Here is a 20568-nt window from a genome sequence, read left to right as displayed (position 1 = left end):
GCGCCCGCGGCGCCACGAGGCCGCCATGGCCAATGGAGGATCTAGGTCTAACACGGTGTCTCAGCAGTAAGGAGTCCCGTGCGAGCACTGTTACCCGCTCGTGATTGCGGCGTGCGAGGCCGGTCACGGCGCGCACCCGTTCGGGCGACAGCAGGGCCGCGCCGCTGCCCGGCGCCGCTCCCCGACGCCGGGCCCCGGGTCTCAGGCGTCGATGCGGCGGCGGCCCTCGAACGCGCGGCCCAGGGTGACCTCGTCGGCGTACTCCAGGTCGCCGCCCACCGGCAGCCCGCTGGCCAGCCGGGAGACGGCCAGGCCCATCGGCGACACCAGCCGCGCCAGGTAGGCGGCCGTCGCCTCGCCCTCGAGGTTGGGGTCGGTGGCGATGATCAGCTCGGTGACGACGCCGCTCATCAGCCGGGTCATCAGCTCCTTGACCCGCAGGTCGTCGGGGCCGACGCCGTCGATCGGGCTGATCGCCCCGCCGAGCACGTGGTAGCGGCCGCGGAACTCACGGGTGCGCTCGATCGCCACGACGTCCTTGGGCTCCTCGACCACGCACAGGACGTCGTCGGTGCGCCGCGGGTCGCGGCAGATCCTGCACTGCTCGGCCTCGGCGACGTTGTAGCAGGTGACGCAGAAGCGGACGTTCTCCTGCACGCGGGTCAGCGCCTGCACCAGGCGGCCGACGTCGGCGGACTCGGCCGACAGGAGGTGGAAGGCGATGCGCTGCGCGCTCTTGGGGCCGACGCCGGGCAGCCGGCCCAGCTCGTCGATCAGGTCCTGGACGGCGCCTTCGTACACGGGGTTCCTCTGCGATCCGGGGAGGCGGTCAGAAGCCGGGCAGGCCCAGGCCGCCGCCACCCAGGCCGCCCGCGAGGGGGCCCATGGTGCTCTGCGCGAGCTCGTCGACGGCCCGCTTGGCGTCGTGCAGCGCGGCGACGACGAGGTCCTGCAGGGTCTCCAGGTCCTCGGGGTCGACGGCGGCCGGCGCGATGGTCACGGCGGTGACCTCGCCGCTGCCGGTCATCGTCGCGGTGACCAGGCCACCGCCGGCCGAGCCGGTCACCTCGGTGCGGGCCAGCTCCTCCTGGGCGGCGACCAGCTGCTGCTGCATCTGCTGCGCCTGCTGGAGGAGCTGGGCCATGTCGGGCTGACCGCCGGGGAACATGCCACGAGAGTAGGCCGCGGATACGACGCGCAGCGCCACGCCGGCCCGCCGTCGCCCCTCCGGCCCCAGCTCTCCCGATCAGCTCTCCCGCGAGCGCTCCACCAGGCGGCGCACGATGACGTTCCGCTGGATCTCGTTGGTGCCCTCGCCGACGATCATCAGCGGGGCGTCGCGGAAGTAGCGCTCGACGTCCAGCTCGGCCGAGTAGCCGGCGGCGCCGTGGATCCGCATCGCGTCCAGGGCGACCTGCATGCACGCCTCCGACGCGTAGAGCTTGGCCATCCCGGCCTCGAGGTCGCTGCGCAGGCCCTCGTCGATGCGCGCGGCGGCGTCGAGCACCAGCAGGCGGGAGGCGTGCACCTTCGTGGCCATGTCGGCGAGCAGGTTGCCCACCGACTGGTGCTCCCAGATCGTCGCGCCGAACGTCTCCCGCTGCTGGGCGTAGGCGAGCGCGTCGTCGAGGGCCGCCTGCCCCACCCCGACGGCGCGGGCGGCGACCTGCACCCGGCCGAGTTCCAGGCCCGCCATGAACTGGGCGAACCCCTGCCCTTCCTCGCCGCCGAGCAGCGCGTCCGCCGGGACCCGCGAGCCGGCGAAGGACAGCTCGCAGGACTCCACGCCGCGGTAGCCGAGCTTGGGCAGGTCTCGGGAGACGCCGACCTGTCCGGGCTCGACGAGCAGGATGCTGATGCCGCGGTGCCGCGGCCGCGCCTGCGGATCGGTCTTGACCAGCGTGGCGATCAGCCCCGCGTGCCGGGCGTTGGTGATCCACGTCTTGCTGCCGTCGACGACGTACCGGTCCCCGTCGCGCACGGCCCTGGTGCGGATGTCCTGCAGGTCGGAGCCACCGCTCGGTTCGGTGAGCGCCATGGCGGCCCGCACCTCCCCGGTCGCCATCCGGGGCAGCCACCGCTCCAGCTGCTCCGGGGTGCCGTGCCGCGCCAGCAACCGGGCGACGACGCTGTGCCCGCCGACCGCCCCGGCCAGGCTCATCCAGCCGCGGGCCAGCTCCTCGGTGACCAGCGCGAAGCAGCGGGTGGAGACGGCGGACTCGCTCCAGCGCGCGGGGACGGCGAGCCCGAAGACCCCCATCTCCTTCATCTGGTCGATCAGCGCCGCGGGGTACTCCCCCGCCCGCTCGAGGCGGCTCGCCTGCGGGCGCACCTCCCGGTCGACCCAGCGCGCGACGGCCTCGACGATCGCCTGCTCGTCGTCCGGGAGATCGCGCGCGCCCACCGGCTCAGCCGTCGACGGGGTGCGCGCCGAGCTGGGCCTTGAGCAGCGAGAGCGCCGCCTGCTCCGGGTCGACGACCGGCTGCGGCTCCCGGTCACCTGAGGCGTCGGCAGCCCGCTCGGCCATGAGCTCCTGGGCCTCGGCCGCCTCGGCGGCGCGGGCCGCCTCCTGCGCCTGGGCGGGCGGAACTGCCTGACCGGAAGCGGCAGCGGCGCCCTCGACGACCGCCTCGACCCGCCAGCGGACGCCGAGCAGCTCGTTGAGCGCCTCCCGGATCACGTCCTTGTTCAGGTCGTCACCGAGGCGGCGGGCCAGCGCGGGCGAGGACGTCGCCAGCGTCAGGACCCCGTTCGCGAGCTGGTGGACCTGCGCGTTCTTCAGCAGCGCCTCGGTCGTGCGCTTGTGCTTCTTGACGACGCCGAGCAGCTCCGGCCACATCCGGCGGACGTCGGTGGTCGTCAGCTCGCCGTCCTCCGCCGTGGGCTCGGGGTTGGCCGAGACCACCGGCGTGGGCTCGCCGCCGCGGGGGGCGGGCGCGGATTCCGCGGCCGCCCGGGGCGGACCGGCGGGCGGCCTGGTCCCGGCGGCGTCGGTGCGGGCCGCGGCGGCGCGCGTGGCGGCGGGGCTGGCCGGGTGCGGCCAGTCCTCGTCGTCGGTGGGCTCGGGCGGCAGCGGGATGTCGGGCTCTCCCGAGGCGGCGCGGGCCGGCGCGCGCTCGGCCGGCGGCGGGGAGGCTGCCGGCGGTGCGGCCGGCTTGGCCCGACCGCTGCCTGGGCGCACGGTCTCCGGCCAGTCGTCGGCGGCGGGCGCCTGCGCGGGGGCGGCCGGCGCGGCGGCGGGTGCGGGCGCCTCCGAGCGCTGCGAGGGCCGCACGTACTCCTTCGCCGGGCGCGCGGCGGCGGCCGCGGGAGCCGCGGGCTCGGGTGCCGGACGGGGCGCGGTCTCCCGGACGGATGCCTCCCGGGGCGCCTCGCGCACCGGCTCCTGGCGGACCGCCGCCTCCGGGCGACCGGCGTGCTCGCCGGCGATCGACATGCGCCGCTCCAGGCGCTCCAGGCGCTGCAGGGTCGCGGCGGCGCCGTCGTCGGTGACGGGCAGCAGCATCCGGGCGCAGACCAGCTCGAGCAGGAGCCGCGGCGCCGTCGTCCCGCGCATCTCGGTCAGGCCCTCGTGGACGGTGTCGGCCATCCGCGACAACGTGGCCGAGCCCAGGGCGGAGGCCTGCTGGTTCATCAGGTCGAGCCGGTCGGGCGGGCAGTCGAGCAGCCCGTTGCCGCCCGCGTCGGGGACGGCGTCGAGGACGATCAGGTCGCGCAGGCGGTCGAGCAGGTCGGTCGCGAAGCGGCGCGGGTCGTGCCCGGCCTCGACCACGCGGTCGACGGCGCGGAAGACCGCCGGGGCGTCGTGCGCGGCCAGCGCGTCGATCGTCTCGTCGAGCAGCGCGTCGTCGGTGACGCCGAGCAGGCCGACGGCGCTCTTGTAGGTGACGCCCTCGGGACCGGCGCCGGCGAGCAGCTGGTCGAGGATCGACAGCGAGTCGCGGACCGAGCCGCCGCCGGCGCGGACCACCAGCGGGTAGACGGTCGGCTCGACCGTCACGCCCTCGGCCTGGCAGGTCTTCTCCAGCAGACCGCGCAGGGTGGTCGGCGGCACCAGCCGGAACGGGTAGTGGTGGGTGCGCGAGCGGATGGTCGGGAGGACCTTCTCCGGCTCGGTGGTCGCGAACACGAACACGAGGAAGTCCGGCGGCTCCTCGACGACCTTGAGCAGGGCGTTGAAGCCCTGCGTGGTCACCATGTGCGCCTCGTCGACGATGTAGACCTTGTAGCGGCTGTTCACCGGCGCGAAGAAGGCGCGTTCGCGCAGGTCACGGGCGTCGTCGACACCACCGTGGCTGGCCGCGTCGATCTCCATGACGTCGAGCGAGCCGGGGCCGTCGGGCGCCAGGGCGATGCACGACTCGCAGACGCCGCAGGGCGTGGACGTGGGCCCCTGCTCGCAGTTCAGCGAGCGGGCGAGGATGCGCGCCGACGACGTCTTGCCGCAGCCGCGCGGACCGCTGAAGAGGTAGGCGTGGTTGATCCGGCCGCCGTCGACCGCGTTCATCAGCGGGGCGGTGACGTGCTCCTGCCCGACCACCTCGGCGAAGGTCGCCGGGCGGTACTTGCGGTAGAGCGCCAGAGCCACGCCGCGAGGTTACGTGCCCCCACCGACGCGACGGCGCAGTTCCCCGGACACGGTGCCGATCGGCCGTTATGAGACCGATACCTCCCGGTATGGGGCCACCGGCCCGGTCCACGGCGTCCACCTGGTGACGGCGACCAGCGGAGGTGCCAGTGCGCGATCCACGTGACGACGAGTTCACCGACTTCGTCGTCGACCACGGGGCGCAGCTGCTGCGCACCGCGTGCCTGGTCACCGGCGACCGGCACCTGGGCGAGGACCTGCTGCAGACCGCGCTCGCGAAGGCGTACGGCTCCTGGTCGAAGGTGCGTCAGGCCGACCACCCGCACGCCTACGTGCGGCGGCTGCTCGTCAACGCGCACCTGAGCTGGGCCCGACGGCTGATGAACACCGAGCGGGTCATCGAGTCGATCCCCGACAGGGCCGACGGCGACCTGCAGGCCGCCCACGCCGAGACCGACGAGATGCGGGCGGCGCTCCTCACGCTGTCCCCGCGCGTCCGCGCCGCCGTCGTCCTCCGGTTCTTCGACGACCTCAGCGAGGCGGAGACCGCCGAGGTCATGGGCTGCTCGCGCAGCACCGTCAACAACCACGTCACCAAGGGCCTCGCCGCGCTGCGCGCGCTGCTGCGCACCGACGACCACCCGTCCGTCTCGAGGAGGACCCCGTGAGCGACTCCGAGACGTCCCTCCTCGGTGCGCGCCTGACGGAGCTGGCCGACCAGCTCGCCCCCTCCGTCGACGTCGTGAGCCAGGTCGACGGCGCCCGCGGCCGCTACCGCCGCATCCGGCGGACGCGCATCGCGCTCACGTCGGCGGCGGTCGCGGTGGCCGTGGCGGCCGTCGGCGTGCCCGCCGCGGTCGGCTCGCTGGCCGGCCCGTCGTCGGGCGAGGTGGCAGGGACGTCGTCGTCCACCGCGAGCTCGTCGGTCCCCGCGGCCTCGACCACCCGGGACCGGGACGAGGCGGTCATCGACGACGCCCGGGCCGACCAGGCGCTCGCCGAGGCCGACGCGGAGCGCGATCTGTCCCGCAGCCAGCCCGTCGCGGACGCCCTCGCCGGCCGGACGCCCCCGCTGGAGCTGCGCGCTCCCGCGCTGCGCGACTGCCCGGACGCATCGGCCCGGCTGGCCGAGCTGCTCGCGTCCCCGGTGACCACCGGGAATGCCGTCGACCTCGTCAGCGGCTGCGCGTGGTCGGCCGGCGCGCTCAGCCTGCGGATCTCGCTCGTCCCCGGGCTGACGAAGGAGGCGATGGTGGACGAGGTCAACCGCTCGCAGGCAGAAGAGGGCTGCTATCCGCGGGCCATGCCCAGCACCGTCGAGGTCACGCCGCTCACGCTCTGCCCCGCGGGGCCTGGGACGACGTGGACCCTGCGCGTGCCGGACAGCACCGGCGCCGGGTACTGGTCGCTGTCCGCGGCCGGCGGCACCGCCTCCGACCCGGACGCCGGGGCGCGCGGCCTCCTCGCCCTCGTCGACGTGGCCGCCGAGACCTGGTGAGCCGGTGTCACTGCGCCAGGTGGAGCAGGAACTCGACGGCGCCGGAGTCCTCGACGCGGACGAAGCCCAGGTCCGGCGCCTCGATGCCGAAGTCGGCGAAGGTGACCGGGATCGAGCCGGAGACGTCGACACCGTCCGGGGTGCGCACGACGGAGAGCTCGACCTGGACCGGCCGGGTCTCGCCGGTCAGCGTGAGCTCGCCGCTCACCGGCACGCTCACCGGCGTCCCGGTGAGCTCGGGCAGCTCCACCGGTTCCGTGATGGCGAAGGTGGCCGTCGGATGGGTGCCGACGTCCATGACGCTGTCGCGGAAGTAGGAGTCCCGGCGGCCGCTGTCGGTCGCGATGCTCGCGACGTCGACGGTGATCTCCGCGGACGTCAGCTCGTCGCCCTCGACCACGACGGAGCCGCTGACCTGGTCGGTCGTCCCGGCCACGGTGACGTCGGCGCCGTTGAGCACCTCGTCGACCCGGTAGCCGGCGGTCGATCCCTCGGCCACCGACCACGTGCCGTCGGTGCCGGCGGCGAGCTCGGCGTCCTCGGGCTGGACCTGCGCTGTCTGCGCCGCCGGGGCGTCGTCCTGCAGCGCGGCGTAGGCCAACGGCCCGAGCACGAGCCCGAGCAGCAGGGCGACGGGGACGGCGACCAGGATCCAGGCACGTCGGCTCACGGGGCTCCTCTGCTTGAAGGTTCATGCATCGAAGCGCACGAACCTGGGAGGGAGCTGGGAACGGCCCGGGACAGCGAGGGACCCCCCGCGCACCCGCCAGAGCCCGCTTATCCTTGCTGCCTTCCGGCCCTGGGGAGGTTCACAGGATGACGCCACACGAGGGGTCTGGAGCCCACTGTAGAGGAACGCGGCAGACAGCCGACGACGCCTCCCGCTACTCTCCGGCGCCATGACGCCCCGGCACGCGCTCGTCCTGCCCCCGCCGCGCTCCTGACCCGGAGCACCGCGGGCTGAACGCCCTGCCGGCAGGCCATGTGGCCGCCGGCCGTCACGCCGTGCTCCGGATCCGACTCCCACCCGGAACCGATCCAGGAGCGTCATGTCCTCCCCCGTCCTCCCCGCCGCCTCCCGCCGCGGGTTCCTCCTCGTCGTCCTCGCCGCCCTGTGCTGGGGCACCTCGGGCATCAGCGGTGCGGTGGTCGCCGACCGCACCGACCTCGGACCGCTCGACATCGCCTGGCACCGCATGGCGATCGGCGCCGTCGTCCTGCTCGCCGGGTTCACCGCCACCCGGGGGCGGCGGACCGTCCCCGGCGGACCGGTCACCCGTGGCACCGCCGTCCGCCTGGGTCTCGTGGCGGCCGGGCTGGGCGCCTACCAGCTCGCCTACTTCGCCGCGGTCGCCGAGGCGGGCGTCAGCATCGCCACCCTCGTCGCCCTGGGCCTGGCCCCGCTGCTCATCGCCGTCGGCGCGACGGTGCTCGGCCACGGCCGGCCCGACGGCGCCACCGTCGTCGCGCTGGTCGTCGCCCTCGTCGGCCTCGTCCTGCTGGTCGGCGTCTCGGCCGGCGCCGACACCGGGACGACCGTCGTCCTGGGCGCGCTGCTCGCCGTCGGCTCGGCGCTCGGGTACGCCGTCGTCACGCTGGCCGGCGCCGGCGTCCCCGGAGGCATACCGGTGACGCTGGTCGGGTTCGCCGGCGGGGCGCTGCTGCTGACGCCGGTCGCGCTGGTGGCCGGCCTGCGCTTCACGACCGACCCGGTCGCCCTCGGGGTGCTGCTCTACCTGGGCGCGGTCCCGAGCGCGCTGGCGTACGTGCTGTTCTTCACGGGGATCCGGACCGTGCCGGGGGCGGTGGCCTCGATCGTCACCCTGCTCGAGCCGCTGACCGCGACCGCGCTGGCGACGGCGTTCCTGGGCGAGCGGCTCTCCCCCGGCGCGCTGGCCGGTGGAGTGCTCGTGCTCGCCGCCGTCGCGGGGCTCTACCTGCGGAGGATGGGAGATTCGAACTCCCGAGGGGTTGCCCCCAACCCGCTTTCCAAGCGAGCGCCATAGGCCACTAGGCGAATCCTCCAGTGCGCCGCCGATGCTACCGGGCGGGCGGTCCGGCGCGACGGACCGGCCCGTCGTGCGGCATCCTGCACCGCAGTGGTTGATCGTCCGACCACCGGGGAAGGCCCCGAGACCAGGGGTGAGCGGCGCCCGGGTGCGGACGAGGGAGAGGAGGCAGGGGCATGAGCGAGTCGAACGAGGTGCGGCCGGAAGTGGTCGAGGCGATCGTCGGCGTCCTCAAGGGAGGAGATCCCGCCGAACTGCCCTCGGGTGCCACGGCGGCGGAGAAGGCGGCGGCGAAGGACCGCTACCTCTCGGAGTTCCTCGCCGAGCGGGGCAAGCGCGACCGCCAGTCGCAGGCCTGGGAGCTGCTGCTGACCCGCAGCTACGACGAGCCGCCGACCTGGCGGCAGATCTTCGACGACCTCTCCCCCGAGGTGCACACGCAGCTCGGCGACCTCTACGACGCCCTGCCGGCCGGCGCCCAGGAGGAGTACGCGCGCCGGTTCGGAGTCCCGTCCGCGGTCTGACCCCGGTCGCCGCGAGCCGTCCATGACCCGACCCGTCACCACGCCCGGGCGCCTCGTCGCAGGGCGGTACCGCCTGCAGCGGCAGCTCGGCGGTGGCGGCATGGGCACGGTGTGGCTCGCGCGCGACGAGCTCCTGGGGCGCGAGGTCGCGATCAAGCAGGTGCTCACCCCGGTGGGCATCAGCGCGGCCGAGGCCGACCAGCAGCGCCAGCGCGCGCTGCGCGAGGGCCGGATCGCCGCCCGGCTGAGCCACCCGCACGCCATCTCGGTCTACGACGTCGCGCTGGAGTCCGGGCAGCCGTGGCTGGTCATGGAGTACCTGCCCTCCCGCAGCCTGGCCGCGGTCCTCACCGAGGACGGCGTGCTGCGGTCGGACCAGGTCGCGCAGATCGGCGCCCAGGTGGCCGACGCGCTGGCGGCGACGCACGCCGCCGGCATCGTGCACCGCGACGTGAAGCCGGCGAACATCCTCATCGGCGAGGGCGGCCGGGTCGAGGGCCTGGTGAAGATCACCGACTTCGGCATCTCGCACGCCAGCGGCGACGTCACGCTCACCCAGACCGGGCAGATCACCGGCACGCCCGCGTTCCTCGCGCCGGAGGTGGCCCAGGGGCACCCGATGACCGAGGCCAGCGACGTCTTCTCCCTGGGCGCGACGCTCTACACGAGCATCGAGGGCGCGCCGCCCTTCGGCATGGAGGACAACGCCCTCGCGATGCTGCACCGCGTCGCCGGGGGCTCGATCGTCCCGCCGCGCCGCGCCGGCTCGCTCACGGAGCCGCTCCAGCGGATGCTGGCGGCCGACCCGGGCGAGCGGCCCACTATGGCCGACGTGCGCGACGAGCTGGCCACGCTCGCCGCCGGACGCGACGGCGACACGACGACCGTGCTCCTGGCGCGGACCGACCTGCGGTCGAGCGCGCCGGGCCGCGACCGCACCGCTGCCCTCCCCGTCGAGCCGGCCACCCCTCCGCCGACCCGGACGACGCCGACGCCCGACCCTGCGCCGGCCGCCGCTCCGGCGGTCGTGGCGGCCGGCACCGCCGCGGCCGTGGCCGACCGGCCGCCGGTCGAGCCGCCGCCGCGTCCGCCGGTCGCCCCGCGGCGGAAGCGGGGGCGGGGCGCCTGGATCGCCGCCGCGGTGGTCGCGCTGCTGGTCGCCGGTCTCGTCGCCGTGCTGCTGCTCGATCCCTTCGGCGGCGGGGACCGAGGCACCGAGGCACAGGAGTCACCCACCACCTCGGCCGCGCCGTCGACCAGCGCCGAGCCGACCCCCACTGCAGACGGTGAGAACGAGAGCAGCGGCAGCCAGGAGAGCGGCTCCGGCGGGGACGCGCCGGCGGCCGAGGACCCGGTGCAGGCCGTCACCGCGTTCTTCGCCCTCGTCCCGGGCGACCTACCGGCCGCCCACGCGCTCACGAGCCCGGACTTCCAGGCCGAGTTCCCGCTCTCCCGCTTCTCCGGGTTCTGGGACGACTACTCGAGCGTCCAGATCGGCAACGTCGAGGCGGAGGACGAGACCACTGCGCTCGTCGACATCACCTACGTCTCGCCGGACGGTTCCACGACCACGGAGCGCCACCGCGTCACGTTCGTCCGCGGGGACGACGGCCGGCTGCTGGTCGACCGGGACGTCGCCATCTGAGACGACGACGGCGGCGCCCACTGGTGTGGACGCCGCCGGTCGCGGTGCTTGGCGGTGGCGGTGGGATTTGAACCCACGGAGGGGGTTGCCCTCACACGCTTTCGAGGCGTGCTCCTTCGGCCGCTCGGACACGCCACCGCCGAAGAGACTACAGGCCCCTCTGCGCGCGGAAGAACGCACGTAGCAGCGTGGCGGACTCCTCGGCCCGGACACCCGCCGTCACCTCGGGCCGGTGGTTGAGCCGCCGGTCCCGGACGACGTCCCACAGCGACCCCGCCGCGCCCGCCTTCGGGTCGTCGGCGCCGTAGACGACGCGGTCCACCCGGGCCAGCACGCTGGCGCCGGCGCACATGGTGCAGGGCTCGAGGGTGACCACCAGCGTGCAGCCGGTCAGCCGCCAGCCGTCGCCGTGGACCCGCGCGGCTGCCCGGAGGGCCAGCACCTCGGCGTGCGCGGTCGGATCGCCCTGCTTCTCCCGCTCGTTGGCCGCCTCGGCGAGCACCGTGCCGTCCGGCCCGAGGACGACGGCACCGATCGGCGTGTCGCCCCACCCCTGCGCGGCAGCGGCGAGCTCCAGGGCCCGGCGCATCGCCGCGTCGACGTCGGATGTCACCGACGACACCTGTGCACGCTCGTGCTCTGCCCACGGTGGTGGGCAGAGCACGAGCTCCCAGAGACGACGATCACGCGGCGCCGTCCAGCGGGAAGCCGACCAGCTCCGACAGCTCGGCGAGCGCGACGGCCGGGTCGACGACCTTGATCGTCGAGAAGCCCAGCGCCCGGGCCGGCTTGAGGTTGATGCCCAGGTCGTCCAGGTAGGCGCAGTCGGTGGCCTCGATCGTCCGGCCGACCGCCTCCGACAGCCGCTCGAGCGCCCGGCGGTAGATCTCCGGCTCGGGCTTGCGCACCCCTTCGATCGACGACTCGACGACGGCGTCGAAGAGCTCCAGCAGCTCGCCGATCGGGCCGGTGCGCTCCATCGGCGCCACGTTGTTCGACAGCAGCGCCAGCGGCAGCCCGGCCGCGCGCAGCCGGCGCACCGCCGCGACCATGGCCGGCCGCACCTCGCCGCGCAGCGCCGCCAGCACCCGGGCGGCCTCCACCCGGTGCCCCGCGGCCGCCGCCTCCGCCTCGAAGGCCTCGGAGAAGCCGGCGACGTCGAGCTCGTTGCGCTCGAACCGCGCCCAGGCGTTGGAGTCGGGATCGGTGGAGTTCAGCCGCACGATCAGCCCCTCGGGCAGACCGGCCTCGCGCTCGTAGGCGGTGAACCGGGTGATCGGGCTCTCGGTGATCACGCCGCCGAGGTCGAACACCACCGCGGAGACGGTCACGGTGCGACCGCCGCAGCCAGCTGGTCCGCGAATCCGAGCCGGGTCGCGATCCGCTCCACCATCTCGTCGGCCCACAGGTCGTCGGCGGTGACGATCGCGCGCAACTCGTCGTGCGGCAGGCCGTCGTCGGAGAACACGTCGAGGTCGCCGCCGGGCCAGCCGGACTCGTCGTCATCGAACGCACCGTCGGTGTCGACGCCGATGCCGTAGCGCTCGACCACCTCGGCGGCCAGCACCCACTCGAGCATCGTCGCGTCGGAGATCAGCGCCCGGACCATCCCGCCGGGGCCGTGGCGGAGGACCACGAAGTAGAGCCGCGAGTCCACGACGACGACGAACGGCGGCGGCCAGCCGTCGGTGCCCGGCTCGCCGAGGGCGCGTTCGAGCACCGGCAGCTCGTCCCCCGCGTCCTCGGCCAGCAGCTCGACCCGCCAACGGTCACCCGGCCTGCTGACCCTGATCGCGAAGCTGGTGCGCGCGTCGCTCATCGCTTGCGCAGCACGGTCAGGCCGTCCGAGAGCGGCAGCAGCACCGTCTCCCAGCGCGGGTCGGCGGCCAGCCCGGCGTTCAGCTCTGCGAGCGCGACGTCGTCCTCGTCCTGCGGGTCGAGGATCCGTCCGCCGCGCAGGGTGTTGTCCAGCAGGACCACGCCGTTGCCGGTCATCCGTGCGTGCAGCTCCTCGACGTAGGCGGCGTAGCCGGTCTTGTCGGCGTCCACGAAGGCGAGGTCGAAGGTCTCGACGGCCGGCAGCTCGCGCAGCGTCGGCAGCGCCTCGCCCAGGCGCAGCTCGATCCGGTCGGCCACGCCGGCCCGCTCCCAGTAGCGGCGCCCGACCGCCGTCCACGCGGCGCTGCGGTCGAGGCACAGCAGCGAGCCGTCCTCGGGCAGGCCGCGGGCGATGCACAGCGCCGAGTAGCCGGTGAACGTCCCGATCTCGATGGCCCGGCGTACGCCGAGAGCCCTGGTCAGGAGCTGCATGAACGTGCCCTGCTCGGGCGCGATCTGGAACGTGGGCGAGGCCTCGCCCCGCTCGGCCAGCTCGGCGGTCTCGCGCAGCAGGTCGGCGACGACGTCGTCGGGTGCCTCCGAGGAGGCGCGCACGTAGTCACCCAGCTCCGGGGTGAGGAGGAACGAGCGGGGGGTCATAGCCTCTGATCATGGCGGAAAGGTTCCCGGTGCCGACCATGCCCGCACCCCCGGTGGCGGTCGTGGGTCTCGGGCAGCTCGGCGGATCGCTGGCCGCCGCGCTCGTCGCAGCCGGTCGGCCCGTCCGGGGATGGGACGTCGACCCGGCCGCCCGGGACGCCGCCGCGGCCCGCGGTGTGCAGATCAGCCAGGAGCTCTCGGGCGTCGTCGTCCTCGCCGTCCCGCTGCCCGTCATGGCCACCGCGCTCGACGGCCTCGCGGTCGCGGGCGATGCGACGGTCACCGATCTCGGCTCGGTGAAGCGGCCGGTCCTCGACACGGTGGGCACGGCTCTGGGCGGCCGGTTCGTCGGCGGGCACCCGATGTGCGGCACCGAGCGCTCCGGCCACACGGCAGCCGACCCGGGCCTGTTCGCCGGCGCGCGCTGGGCGCTCTGCCTGGAACCCGGCACCGACCTGTCCCGCTGGCTGCGGGTCGCCGAGATCGCGCTCGCGGTGGGCGCCGAGGTCGTCCCGGTCACGGCGGCCGAGCACGACGACGCCGTCGCGGCGATCAGCCACGTCCCGCACCTGCTGGCCGCCGCCCTCGCCGCGGCCGCCGGTCAGGCCGGACCGCTGGCCCTCTCCCTCGCGGCCGGCAGCTTCCGCGACGGCACGCGCGTCATCGGCAGCGACCCTGCGTTCGTGCGGGCGATGGTCGAGGGCAACGCGGCGCCCACCTCCGCGGCGCTGGCCCGCGTCCAGGAGCAGCTCGCGCGCCCGTGGGCGGAGCTGGTCGGCGACGGCCACGCCGTCGTCACCCGGGAGCAGGGACGGCGCAGCGTGCGGGTACCGCTGGAGCGGGCGGCGCTGCTGTCGCTGGGCCGGTCCGGCGGCGCGGTCACCAGGCGGCTGGCCGCCTTCGTCGAGGGGTACGTGCCCGACCCGGCGTGACCGGCCCCCTGTTTCGCGCGGGCGACGGCGGGCAGGGTGTCGGCATGGACGAGACCGACATCCTGAGCCGGATCCACTCGCTGGTGGACGAGGAGCACAAGCTCCGCGAGAACGCCGAGCACACCGACGAGACGCGTGCCCGGATGAGCAAGCTCGAGGCCGACCTGGACCAGTGCTGGGACCTGCTGCGCCAGCGCCGGGCGAAGCGGCAGTACGACGAGAACCCGGACGAGGCGGCCGTCCGCCCCGAGTCGACCGTGGAGAGCTACCTCCAGTAGCCGACCGCTACGCGGAACGCTTCGCCGGCCTCCGGTGCTCGGTGCCCAGCAGCGCGAGCTGCCACAGCAGCCGGGACCGGGGGTCGGTGACCTTCCGCCCGGTCACCGACTCGATCCGGCGCAGCCGGTGCATGACCGTGTTGCGGTGGCAGTAGAGCGCGTCGGCCGCATGGGTGGGCGAGCCGTCGGAGGCCAGGAATGCGGCCAGCGTGTCGAGCAGCACCGCGCGCTCGTCGTCGGGCAGCTCCAGCAGCCCGCCCAGCGACTGCCCCACCAGGCGCGAGCTGATCTCCGGGGAGTTGCGCAGCAGCGCCTCCGGGAGCCGCTCGTCGATGGTGACGACGCTGGTGCTGCCCTCGGGCAGGGTGCGCGCCGCCGTGTCGGCCAGCCGGTAGGCCGCTCCGGCAGCGGCGGCGCCCTCGACGACGGCGGAGACGCCCACCGGACCGGCGGTCATCGCGCGCAGCCAGGGCATCACCTCGCAGCCGCTCAGGCTGCCCAGCGCGACGATGCCCACCTGCGTCCCGTTCCGGGTGCCCCAGACGGAGCGGACGCCGCGCTTGAGCAGCGCGGCCGTGGGTGACTCCAGCGACGGGAAGCCGTCCGGGCAGGGCAGCGCGACCACGGCCACCAGGCGGCCGTCCAGCGGGACGGCGAGCAGGTCGGCGGCCGTCCGCACGAACGCGGGGTCACCGCCGCGGCCGTCCAGCAGCGCGTCGAGCAGCTGCTGGCGGGCGCCGTCGTCGACCCCGGCCAGCCGGCGCTGCTCCTCCCGGTAGCCCTCGGCCACCGCCGCGCACTCGGCGTCGTTGGTGCGCCAGACCGACCCGGCGACCTCCAGCAAGAGCGTGTCGTGCCGGTTGGTGCCCCTCGACACCTCGAGCAGCGCCTCCCAGGTGACCTGCCCGCCGAGCCGGTAGGCGCGCAGCACCGCCTCGAGCGGGATGCCCTGCGACGCCCGCCGCCGGCCCACGTCGCGGGCGTCGCGCAGCGAGGTGCGGGCACTGCCCGACGCGGCGCCGATGAGGGTGTGCAGCCCGCGCGCGAGGTTGGCGCGGGTCGTCGCCCGCATCTCCTCCTCGCCGTGCGCCAGCGCGTCGCGGTAGGACGGCTCGGTGCGCACCAGGACGTCGATCATCCGGTCGGTCATGTCGTCGAGCTGATCGAGCAGGAGCGGAGCCAGCTCCGCCAGCCGGGCCGACACCTCGGGCCGGAACGGTTGCACTCGATCACCTCCTCGTGACGTGCCGCACTCAGCACAACACGCCTGCTGGATGACTGTGCGGTCAGCCCATTGTGACGACGGACACGGCCCGGCAAGCTCATACGGACGTACTCGTGACCCAATCGTCGCCGACCGCTCCGCCGGCCGGTCGACGACCCCTCCCCGACGAAGAGGAGCAGTGGGCCCCTTGGCGCAGCCGCCTCCGCACTCCGGCAGCCAGCCTCCCCAGGACAGATCGCCCACCGCACGGCTCGAGATGAGCGGGATCAGCGTCGCCTTCGGCGGCGTGGCCGCCCTCAGCGACGTCTCGCTGACGGTCGAGCCCGGTCAGGTGCACGGGCTCATCGGCCCGAACGGCGCAGGGAAGACGACGCTGTTCAACGTCGCCTGCGGCCTCGTGCGCCCCTCGGCCGGCCGCATCACCTGGCGCGACCAGGAGCTGCGCCGGCTCCGCCCGAGCCAGCTGAGCAACCTGGGCATCTCCCGCACGCTGCAGGGCGTCGGCCTGTTCGCCGGCCTGACCGTGCTCGAGAACGTGATGATCGGTGCGCACCGGCACGCGAGGTCGGGCTTCTTCTCCGCCCTGTTCGCGCTGCCCACCGCCGACAAGGACGACAAGCTGCTGCGCGAGCGCGCCCAGGCGGCCCTCGTCGAACTCGGCGCCGAGAGCTACGCCGGCCGCTACCCGGGCAGCCTCCCCTACCCGGTGCAGAAGCGGGTCGCCCTCGCCCGCGCACTGGTCGCCGACCCCGAGCTGCTCCTCCTCGACGAGCCGGCCTCCGGTCTCTCCGAGGACGAGATGCACGAGCTCGGCGAGATCATCCGCGGCGTCACGTCGCGGATGAGCGTGCTGCTGGTCGAGCACCACATGGACCTGGTCATGCGGGTCTGCGACCGGATCACCGTCCTGGACTCCGGGCAGCAGATCGCCGCCGGCACACCGGCCGAGGTGCAGGCCAACCCCGCCGTCACCGAGGCCTACCTGGGTGACGACGTCGACGTCGAGGCCGACGCGGCCGAGCTGGCCCGGACCAACGGAGAGTCGCATGCCTGAGCCGCACGGCAGCACCGCCGTCTCCGCCGCCGGCGGCAGGACCACCACGCCCGGGACGGCGCTCCTCCAGGTCGAGGGCCTCACCTCCGCCTACGGCCCCGTCCGCGCCCTGGACGGCGTCACGCTGAGCGCCGAGGCCGGGCGGATCACCGCCGTCCTCGGGGCCAACGGCGCGGGCAAGACGACGCTGCTGCGCACGATCAGCGGCCTGGTCCGCCCGCAGGCAGGGAAGGTGCTCCTCGACGGCGACGACATCACCAAGATGCCGGTCGAGGCCATGGTCAGCAAGGGCATGGCGCACGTGCCGGAGGGCCGGGGCGTCATCGCCGAGCTGACCGTCGACGAGAACCTGCGGGTCGGCTCGCTGTTCCGCGGCAAGGTCGCCCGGAGCGAGTACGACCGGGTCTACGACATCTTCCCGCGCATCGCCGAGCGCAAGAACAACGCCGCGCACACGCTGTCCGGCGGCGAGCGCCAGATGCTGGTCATCGGCCGGGCGCTGCTGGCGCAGCCGCGGATCCTGCTGCTCGACGAGCCGTCGCTGGGGCTCGCCCCGCGGATCGTCGCGCAGATCTTCGGGCTGCTGCGGCAGCTGGTCGACCGCGAGGGCCTGTCGGTGCTGCTCGTCGAGCAGAACGCCCGCAGCGCCCTGTCGGTCGCCGACGTCGGCGTCGTCCTCAACCTCGGGAAGGTGGTCGTCACCGACCAGGCCCGCACGTTGATGGCCGACGAAGGCCTCCGGCACGCCTACCTCGGCTTCTGACCCGCCCGCCCCCGGTCCAGGAAGGCACACTTCGTGCAGCAATTCATCAACATCACCCTCTCGGGGCTGGTCGAGGGCATGATCTACGCCGCCTTCGCCCTGGCCCTGGTGCTGATCTGGCGGTCCACGCGCATCGTCAACTTCGCGCAGGGCTCCATGGCCGCGGCCACGACCTTCGTCGCGCTGGCGCTCATCGACGCCGGCCAGTCCTACTGGATCGCCTTCGCCGTGGCGCTGGTCAGCGGTTTCGTCCTCGGCGCGATCGTGGAGCGGGTGATCATCCGGCCGGTCGAGGGCGGACCCGAGCTCAACGCCGTCATCGTGGCGCTGGGTCTGTTCGTGGCGCTGCAGGCGCTGATCGCGGTCATCTTCGGCTCGTCGTTCCAGTCCTTCCCGACGCCGTTCGGCGTGCGGGGCTTCGAGGTCGGCGACACCACGATCGCCATCACGCCGACCAGCCTCTACATCATCGGCTCGGTGCTGATCGTGATGGCGCTGCTGGTCGCGCTCTTCCGCTTCACCCGGATCGGTCTGGCCATGCGCGCGTCGGCGTTCAGCCAGGAGGTCTCGCGGCTGCTGGGCGTCCGCGTCGGCCGGATGCTGACCCTCGGCTGGGCCCTGGCCGCGGTCGTCGGGTCGCTGGCGGGGCTGCTCATCGCCGGTGGTGAGTTCGTCTACCCGGCCTACATGGACAGCCTGATCGTCTTCGGCTTCGTCGCCGCGGTGCTCGGCGGCCTCGACTCCCCGGTCGGGGCCATCGTCGGCGGGCTGCTGCTGGGCCTGGCCCTCAGCTACGTCAGCGGCTACATCGACAGCGCGCTGGTCAACGTGGCCGCGCTGGTGATCCTGATGATCGTCCTGCTGGTGAGACCTGGCGGACTGTTCGCCAGCAGCGTCGCGCGGAGGGCATGACGATGACCGACCCCCAGACCCCCGCAGCGCGCGCCGGAGCAGCCACCGAGGAGGCGCCGGAGGAGGCCACGGCCGCGGCGAACGCGCCGTCCGCACAGTCCACCGGCGGGCGCTCGTTCCTGCCGAAGTCCACCCTGCTGCGGCACCTGCTGGTCCTCGTGCTCTGCGCCGTGGGCGCGGTGATCCTGCTGGAGATCACCAGCCCGTTCCAGAACTCGCAGCTGGCGACGCTGTCCTACTACGCGATCGCCGCCGGCGGCCTGACGGTGCTCACCGGCCTCAACGGGCAGATCTCGCTCGGCCACGGCGCGCTGATGGCGGTGGGCGCGTACACCACCGCCCTGTTCCTCCAGGATCGCGAGGCGGCGCTGCCGCTCCCGCTGATCCTGCTGGTGGCCGTGCTGATCGCCACCGCCGTCGGTGCGCTGGTCGGGGTGGCGGCCGCTCGACTGCACGGCCCGTACCTGGCGGGCGCGACGCTTGCCCTCGCGGTCGGCCTGCCCGGCCTGGCGCTCTACTTCGACTCGGTGCTCGGCGGTGAGCAGGGCCTGCGCGTGCGCGCCCCGCAGGCCCCGGAGGTGTTCGACGACTTCATCGGGTTCGTGTCGGGCAACTCGCCGACCAACACGAAGTGGCTGGCCTACGTCGGGGCGATCTGCCTGCTGATCACGTTCTTCCTGCTCGCCAACCTGGTGCGCAGCCGCATCGGGCGCACCTGGCGCGCGGTGCGCGACCAGGAGGTCGCCGCCGAGCTGGCCGGCATCAACCTGGGTGTCTGGCGGGTGCTCGCATTCACCGTCAGCGCGGCCGCCGCCGGTCTGGCCGGCGGGGTGCTGGCGCTGGTCGTCCGCCTCGCCGCCCCCAGCGGCTTCACGCTGGTGCTCTCGCTCTCGCTGCTGACCGCGATCGTGCTCGGCGGCCTGGGCAGCCTGCTCGGGGCCCTGCTCGGCTCGGCGCTGCTGGTCTTCCTGCCGCCCTGGGTGACCAACGTCGGCGCCGATTTCGGCCTCGACAACACCGAGGCAGCCCAGCTCGCCCCCCTCGTCTACGGCGTGGTCCTGATCGTGGCGATGATCTTCGCCCCGGCGGGCTTCGTCGGCACCGTCCGCCTCCGCTGGCTCACCTACCGGGCGAAGCGGCGCATGGCGGCGGCCCGCGCATCGAGCGGGGGGTGAGGACGACCCGATCCGTCTGCCCCGCTCAGCGCACTGCCGATAACCAGACTCCCGGGCACCGACGCCCGGGCCGCACCAGAGGAGAACTGTTGTCCAGATCCTCCCGACGTCTCGTGTCCTTCGTGGCCGCAGCAGCCGTCGTCTCCACCGTCGCCGCCTGCGGCGGCGGTGACGACGACAGCGGTGGCGGCGGTGGCGGCGGTGGCGGCGAGAACGAGGCCTCCGACATCGGTGTCACCGAGGACACCATCAAGCTCGGTTCGCACTACCCGCTGACCGGCGTCGCGGCGCCCGGCTACAGCGAGATCCCGACCGGCGTCCAGGCCTACTTCGACTGCCTGAACCAGGAGGGCGGCGTCTACGACCGGCAGATCGAATGGATCTACCGCGACGACGCCTACAACCCCACCAACACCAGCCAGGTCGTCAACCAGCTCGTCCTCGAGGACGAGGTCTTCGCCATCATGGGTGGTCTCGGGACGCCGACGCACAGCGCCGTCCTCGACTTCCTGAACAGCGAGGGCGTGCCCGACCTGTTCGTCTCCTCGGGTTCGCTGCTCTGGGGCGACGACCCGGAGGCCAACCCCTACACCTTCGGCTGGCAGACCGACTACGAGAGCGAGGGGAAGATCATCGGCCAGTACATCGCCGAGGAGTTCCCGGACGCCAAGGTCGGTCTCTTCCTCCAGGACGACGACTTCGGCGAGGACGGCGAGGCCGGCGTCCGGCAGTACATCGACGACCAGATCGTCGCGGCGGTGCGGTACACGCCGGGCAACACCAACGTCGCCCCGCAGATCTCCGAGCTGCAGGCCGCCGGGGCCGACTTCGTCGTCGGCTTCAACGTGCCCAGCTACACCGCCCTGTCGCAGCTGACCGCCCTGCAGCTGGGCTACCAGCCGGAGCAGTGGTTCTACTCGAACGTCGGGTCGGACGCGAACCTGGTCGGCTCCCTGCTGGCCCGGTTCTCGCAGGGCGCGGTGAGCGACGCAAGCCTGCTCGACGGCGCGCTGACCACCGGTTACCTGCCGACCGTGGACCAGACCGACAACCCCTGGATCCAGGAGTTCCAGCGGATCTGGGACGAGTGCGGTGGCGAGGGTGAGCTCACCAACTACCGCGTCTACGGCATGGCGCAGGCCTACACGATGACGCAGGCGCTGCAGGCGGCCGGCCAGAACCCGACCCGTGACGGCATCGTCGAGGCCATCGAGACCGCCGGGGCCGACTGGGAGGGTCCGGTGTTCGCGCCGTTCCGCTACTCCGAGGACAGCCACATGGGCACCAGCGGCATGTCGATCGAGCGCATCGTGGGTCTGGGCTCCGAGGAGGTCGTCCCGGTCCAGGTCACGGACATCGGTGACGCCGACATCGAGGAGTTCGACGGCGAGGCCGCCACTCCCCCGGAGAACGGCATCCCGGACGAGGAGTCGGTCGTCGACTGACGAACAGCACCACGCACGCGGGCCGTCGGTCCCCTCTCGGG

General features: G+C 73.9%; 21 protein-coding genes, 2 tRNA genes, 1 other RNA gene and 1 pseudogene. 12 read left to right on the top strand and 13 right to left on the bottom strand.

The window, feature by feature from the left end; all coding sequences use genetic code 11:
* Positions 1-201: 201 nt before the first annotated feature.
* The 4 genes from recR to DCS98_RS01320 form a co-directional block, all read right to left on the bottom strand.
* Positions 202-801, bottom strand: a complete 600-nt coding sequence (gene recR, locus DCS98_RS01335; RefSeq protein ID WP_116449548.1) for a recombination mediator RecR — start codon at positions 799-801, stop codon at positions 202-204.
* Between the two features lie 28 nt (positions 802-829).
* Positions 830-1168, bottom strand: coding sequence for a YbaB/EbfC family nucleoid-associated protein (locus DCS98_RS01330; RefSeq protein WP_116449547.1), 339 nt, complete (start codon positions 1166-1168; stop codon positions 830-832).
* A 78-nt stretch (positions 1169-1246) separates the two neighbouring features.
* Positions 1247-2404: an acyl-CoA dehydrogenase family protein gene (locus DCS98_RS01325; RefSeq protein WP_116449546.1), complete on the bottom strand. Its 1158-nt coding sequence runs from the start codon at positions 2402-2404 to the stop codon at positions 1247-1249.
* A 4-nt stretch (positions 2405-2408) separates the two neighbouring features.
* Positions 2409-4589: a DNA polymerase III subunit gamma and tau gene (locus DCS98_RS01320; protein WP_116449545.1), complete on the bottom strand. Its 2181-nt coding sequence runs from the start codon at positions 4587-4589 to the stop codon at positions 2409-2411.
* A 149-nt stretch (positions 4590-4738) separates the two neighbouring features.
* On the opposite strand from DCS98_RS01320, the gene DCS98_RS01315 reads away from it, so the two are divergent.
* Positions 4739-5257 (top strand): SigE family RNA polymerase sigma factor, encoded by a 519-nt coding sequence (locus DCS98_RS01315; protein ID WP_164704321.1) that lies wholly within the window; start codon positions 4739-4741, stop codon positions 5255-5257.
* Complete coding sequence (locus tag DCS98_RS01310; RefSeq protein WP_116449543.1) at positions 5254-6087, top strand: hypothetical protein; 834 nt, start codon at positions 5254-5256, stop codon at positions 6085-6087. The genes DCS98_RS01315 and DCS98_RS01310 overlap by 4 nt, the downstream gene beginning before the upstream one ends.
* 7 nt (positions 6088-6094) lie before the next feature.
* Here DCS98_RS01310 and DCS98_RS01305 read toward each other — a convergent pair whose 3' ends face one another.
* Entirely contained in the window at positions 6095-6757 is a 663-nt protein-coding gene (locus DCS98_RS01305; RefSeq protein ID WP_116449542.1) for a YceI family protein, read from the bottom strand.
* A gap of 73 nt (positions 6758-6830) precedes the next feature.
* An RNA gene (gene ffs / locus DCS98_RS01300) (signal recognition particle sRNA small type) lies at positions 6831-6926 on the bottom strand.
* A 210-nt stretch (positions 6927-7136) separates the two neighbouring features.
* On the opposite strand from ffs, the pseudogene DCS98_RS01295 reads away from it, so the two are divergent.
* Positions 7137-7964: pseudogene (locus DCS98_RS01295) on the top strand (DMT family transporter); the annotation flags it as partial.
* A 63-nt stretch (positions 7965-8027) separates the two neighbouring features.
* Here DCS98_RS01295 and DCS98_RS01290 read toward each other — a convergent pair.
* Positions 8028-8112: transfer RNA gene (locus DCS98_RS01290), tRNA-Ser, on the bottom strand.
* 160 nt (positions 8113-8272) lie between these two features.
* Between DCS98_RS01290 and DCS98_RS01285 the strand changes: the two genes are divergently transcribed.
* Together DCS98_RS01285 and DCS98_RS01280 are read left to right on the top strand one after the other, a co-directional pair.
* Positions 8273-8620 (top strand): hypothetical protein, encoded by a 348-nt coding sequence (locus DCS98_RS01285; protein WP_116449541.1) that lies wholly within the window; start codon positions 8273-8275, stop codon positions 8618-8620.
* A 22-nt stretch (positions 8621-8642) separates the two neighbouring features.
* On the top strand, positions 8643-10265 hold the full coding sequence (locus tag DCS98_RS01280; protein WP_116449540.1) for a serine/threonine-protein kinase: 1623 nt from the start codon (positions 8643-8645) through the stop codon (positions 10263-10265).
* A 49-nt stretch (positions 10266-10314) separates the two neighbouring features.
* Here DCS98_RS01280 and DCS98_RS01275 read toward each other — a convergent pair.
* The 5 genes from DCS98_RS01275 to DCS98_RS01255 all read right to left on the bottom strand — a co-directional run bounded on the left by DCS98_RS01275 (position 10315) and on the right by DCS98_RS01255 (position 12743).
* A tRNA-Ser gene (locus DCS98_RS01275) sits at positions 10315-10403 on the bottom strand.
* 10 nt (positions 10404-10413) lie between these two features.
* On the bottom strand, positions 10414-10878 hold the full coding sequence (locus tag DCS98_RS01270) for a nucleoside deaminase (protein WP_241037003.1): 465 nt from the start codon (positions 10876-10878) through the stop codon (positions 10414-10416).
* A gap of 70 nt (positions 10879-10948) precedes the next feature.
* Positions 10949-11596: an HAD-IA family hydrolase gene (locus DCS98_RS01265; protein WP_116449539.1), complete on the bottom strand. Its 648-nt coding sequence runs from the start codon at positions 11594-11596 to the stop codon at positions 10949-10951.
* On the bottom strand, positions 11593-12084 hold the full coding sequence (locus DCS98_RS01260) for a tRNA adenosine deaminase-associated protein (RefSeq protein ID WP_116449538.1): 492 nt from the start codon (positions 12082-12084) through the stop codon (positions 11593-11595). Before DCS98_RS01260 ends, DCS98_RS01265 begins: the two co-directional genes overlap by 4 nt.
* Complete coding sequence (locus DCS98_RS01255) at positions 12081-12743, bottom strand: O-methyltransferase (protein WP_116449537.1); 663 nt, start codon at positions 12741-12743, stop codon at positions 12081-12083. Before DCS98_RS01255 ends, DCS98_RS01260 begins: the two co-directional genes overlap by 4 nt.
* A gap of 11 nt (positions 12744-12754) precedes the next feature.
* Between DCS98_RS01255 and DCS98_RS01250 the strand changes: the two genes are divergently transcribed.
* Complete coding sequence (locus DCS98_RS01250; RefSeq protein WP_116449536.1) at positions 12755-13675, top strand: prephenate dehydrogenase/arogenate dehydrogenase family protein; 921 nt, start codon at positions 12755-12757, stop codon at positions 13673-13675.
* 44 nt (positions 13676-13719) lie between these two features.
* Positions 13720-13953, top strand: a complete 234-nt coding sequence (locus DCS98_RS01245; RefSeq protein ID WP_116450096.1) for a DUF2630 family protein — start codon at positions 13720-13722, stop codon at positions 13951-13953.
* A 7-nt stretch (positions 13954-13960) separates the two neighbouring features.
* On the opposite strand, the gene DCS98_RS01240 is transcribed toward DCS98_RS01245, so the two are convergent.
* Entirely contained in the window at positions 13961-15178 is a 1218-nt protein-coding gene (locus tag DCS98_RS01240; protein ID WP_116449535.1) for a PucR family transcriptional regulator, read from the bottom strand.
* A 256-nt stretch (positions 15179-15434) separates the two neighbouring features.
* Between DCS98_RS01240 and DCS98_RS01235 the strand changes: the two genes are divergently transcribed.
* The 5 genes from DCS98_RS01235 to DCS98_RS01215 all read left to right on the top strand — a co-directional run bounded on the left by DCS98_RS01235 (position 15435) and on the right by DCS98_RS01215 (position 20527).
* A complete protein-coding gene (locus DCS98_RS01235) occupies positions 15435-16232 on the top strand; it encodes an ABC transporter ATP-binding protein (RefSeq protein WP_241037001.1) in 798 nt (265 codons plus the stop codon).
* Positions 16225-16995 (top strand): ABC transporter ATP-binding protein, encoded by a 771-nt coding sequence (locus tag DCS98_RS01230; RefSeq protein ID WP_116449533.1) that lies wholly within the window; start codon positions 16225-16227, stop codon positions 16993-16995. Before DCS98_RS01235 ends, DCS98_RS01230 begins: the two co-directional genes overlap by 8 nt.
* 33 nt (positions 16996-17028) lie before the next feature.
* The gene (locus DCS98_RS01225; RefSeq protein ID WP_116449532.1) at positions 17029-17907 is read left to right on the top strand and encodes a branched-chain amino acid ABC transporter permease; all 879 of its coding nucleotides are present in this window, start codon (positions 17029-17031) and stop codon (positions 17905-17907) included.
* A 2-nt stretch (positions 17908-17909) separates the two neighbouring features.
* Complete coding sequence (locus DCS98_RS01220; protein ID WP_116449531.1) at positions 17910-19082, top strand: branched-chain amino acid ABC transporter permease; 1173 nt, start codon at positions 17910-17912, stop codon at positions 19080-19082.
* A 122-nt stretch (positions 19083-19204) separates the two neighbouring features.
* Positions 19205-20527 carry an ABC transporter substrate-binding protein gene (locus DCS98_RS01215; protein ID WP_241036998.1) on the top strand — a complete coding sequence of 441 codons (1323 nt, stop codon included), beginning with the start codon at positions 19205-19207 and terminating at the stop codon, positions 20525-20527.
* Positions 20528-20568: the final 41 nt, after the last annotated feature.

This window comes from Blastococcus litoris (assembly GCF_003075095.1).
GTDB classification, from domain to species: Bacteria; Actinomycetota; Actinomycetes; order Mycobacteriales; family Geodermatophilaceae; genus Blastococcus_B; species Blastococcus_B litoris.
This window is presented reverse-complemented; position numbering and strand designations above follow the sequence as displayed.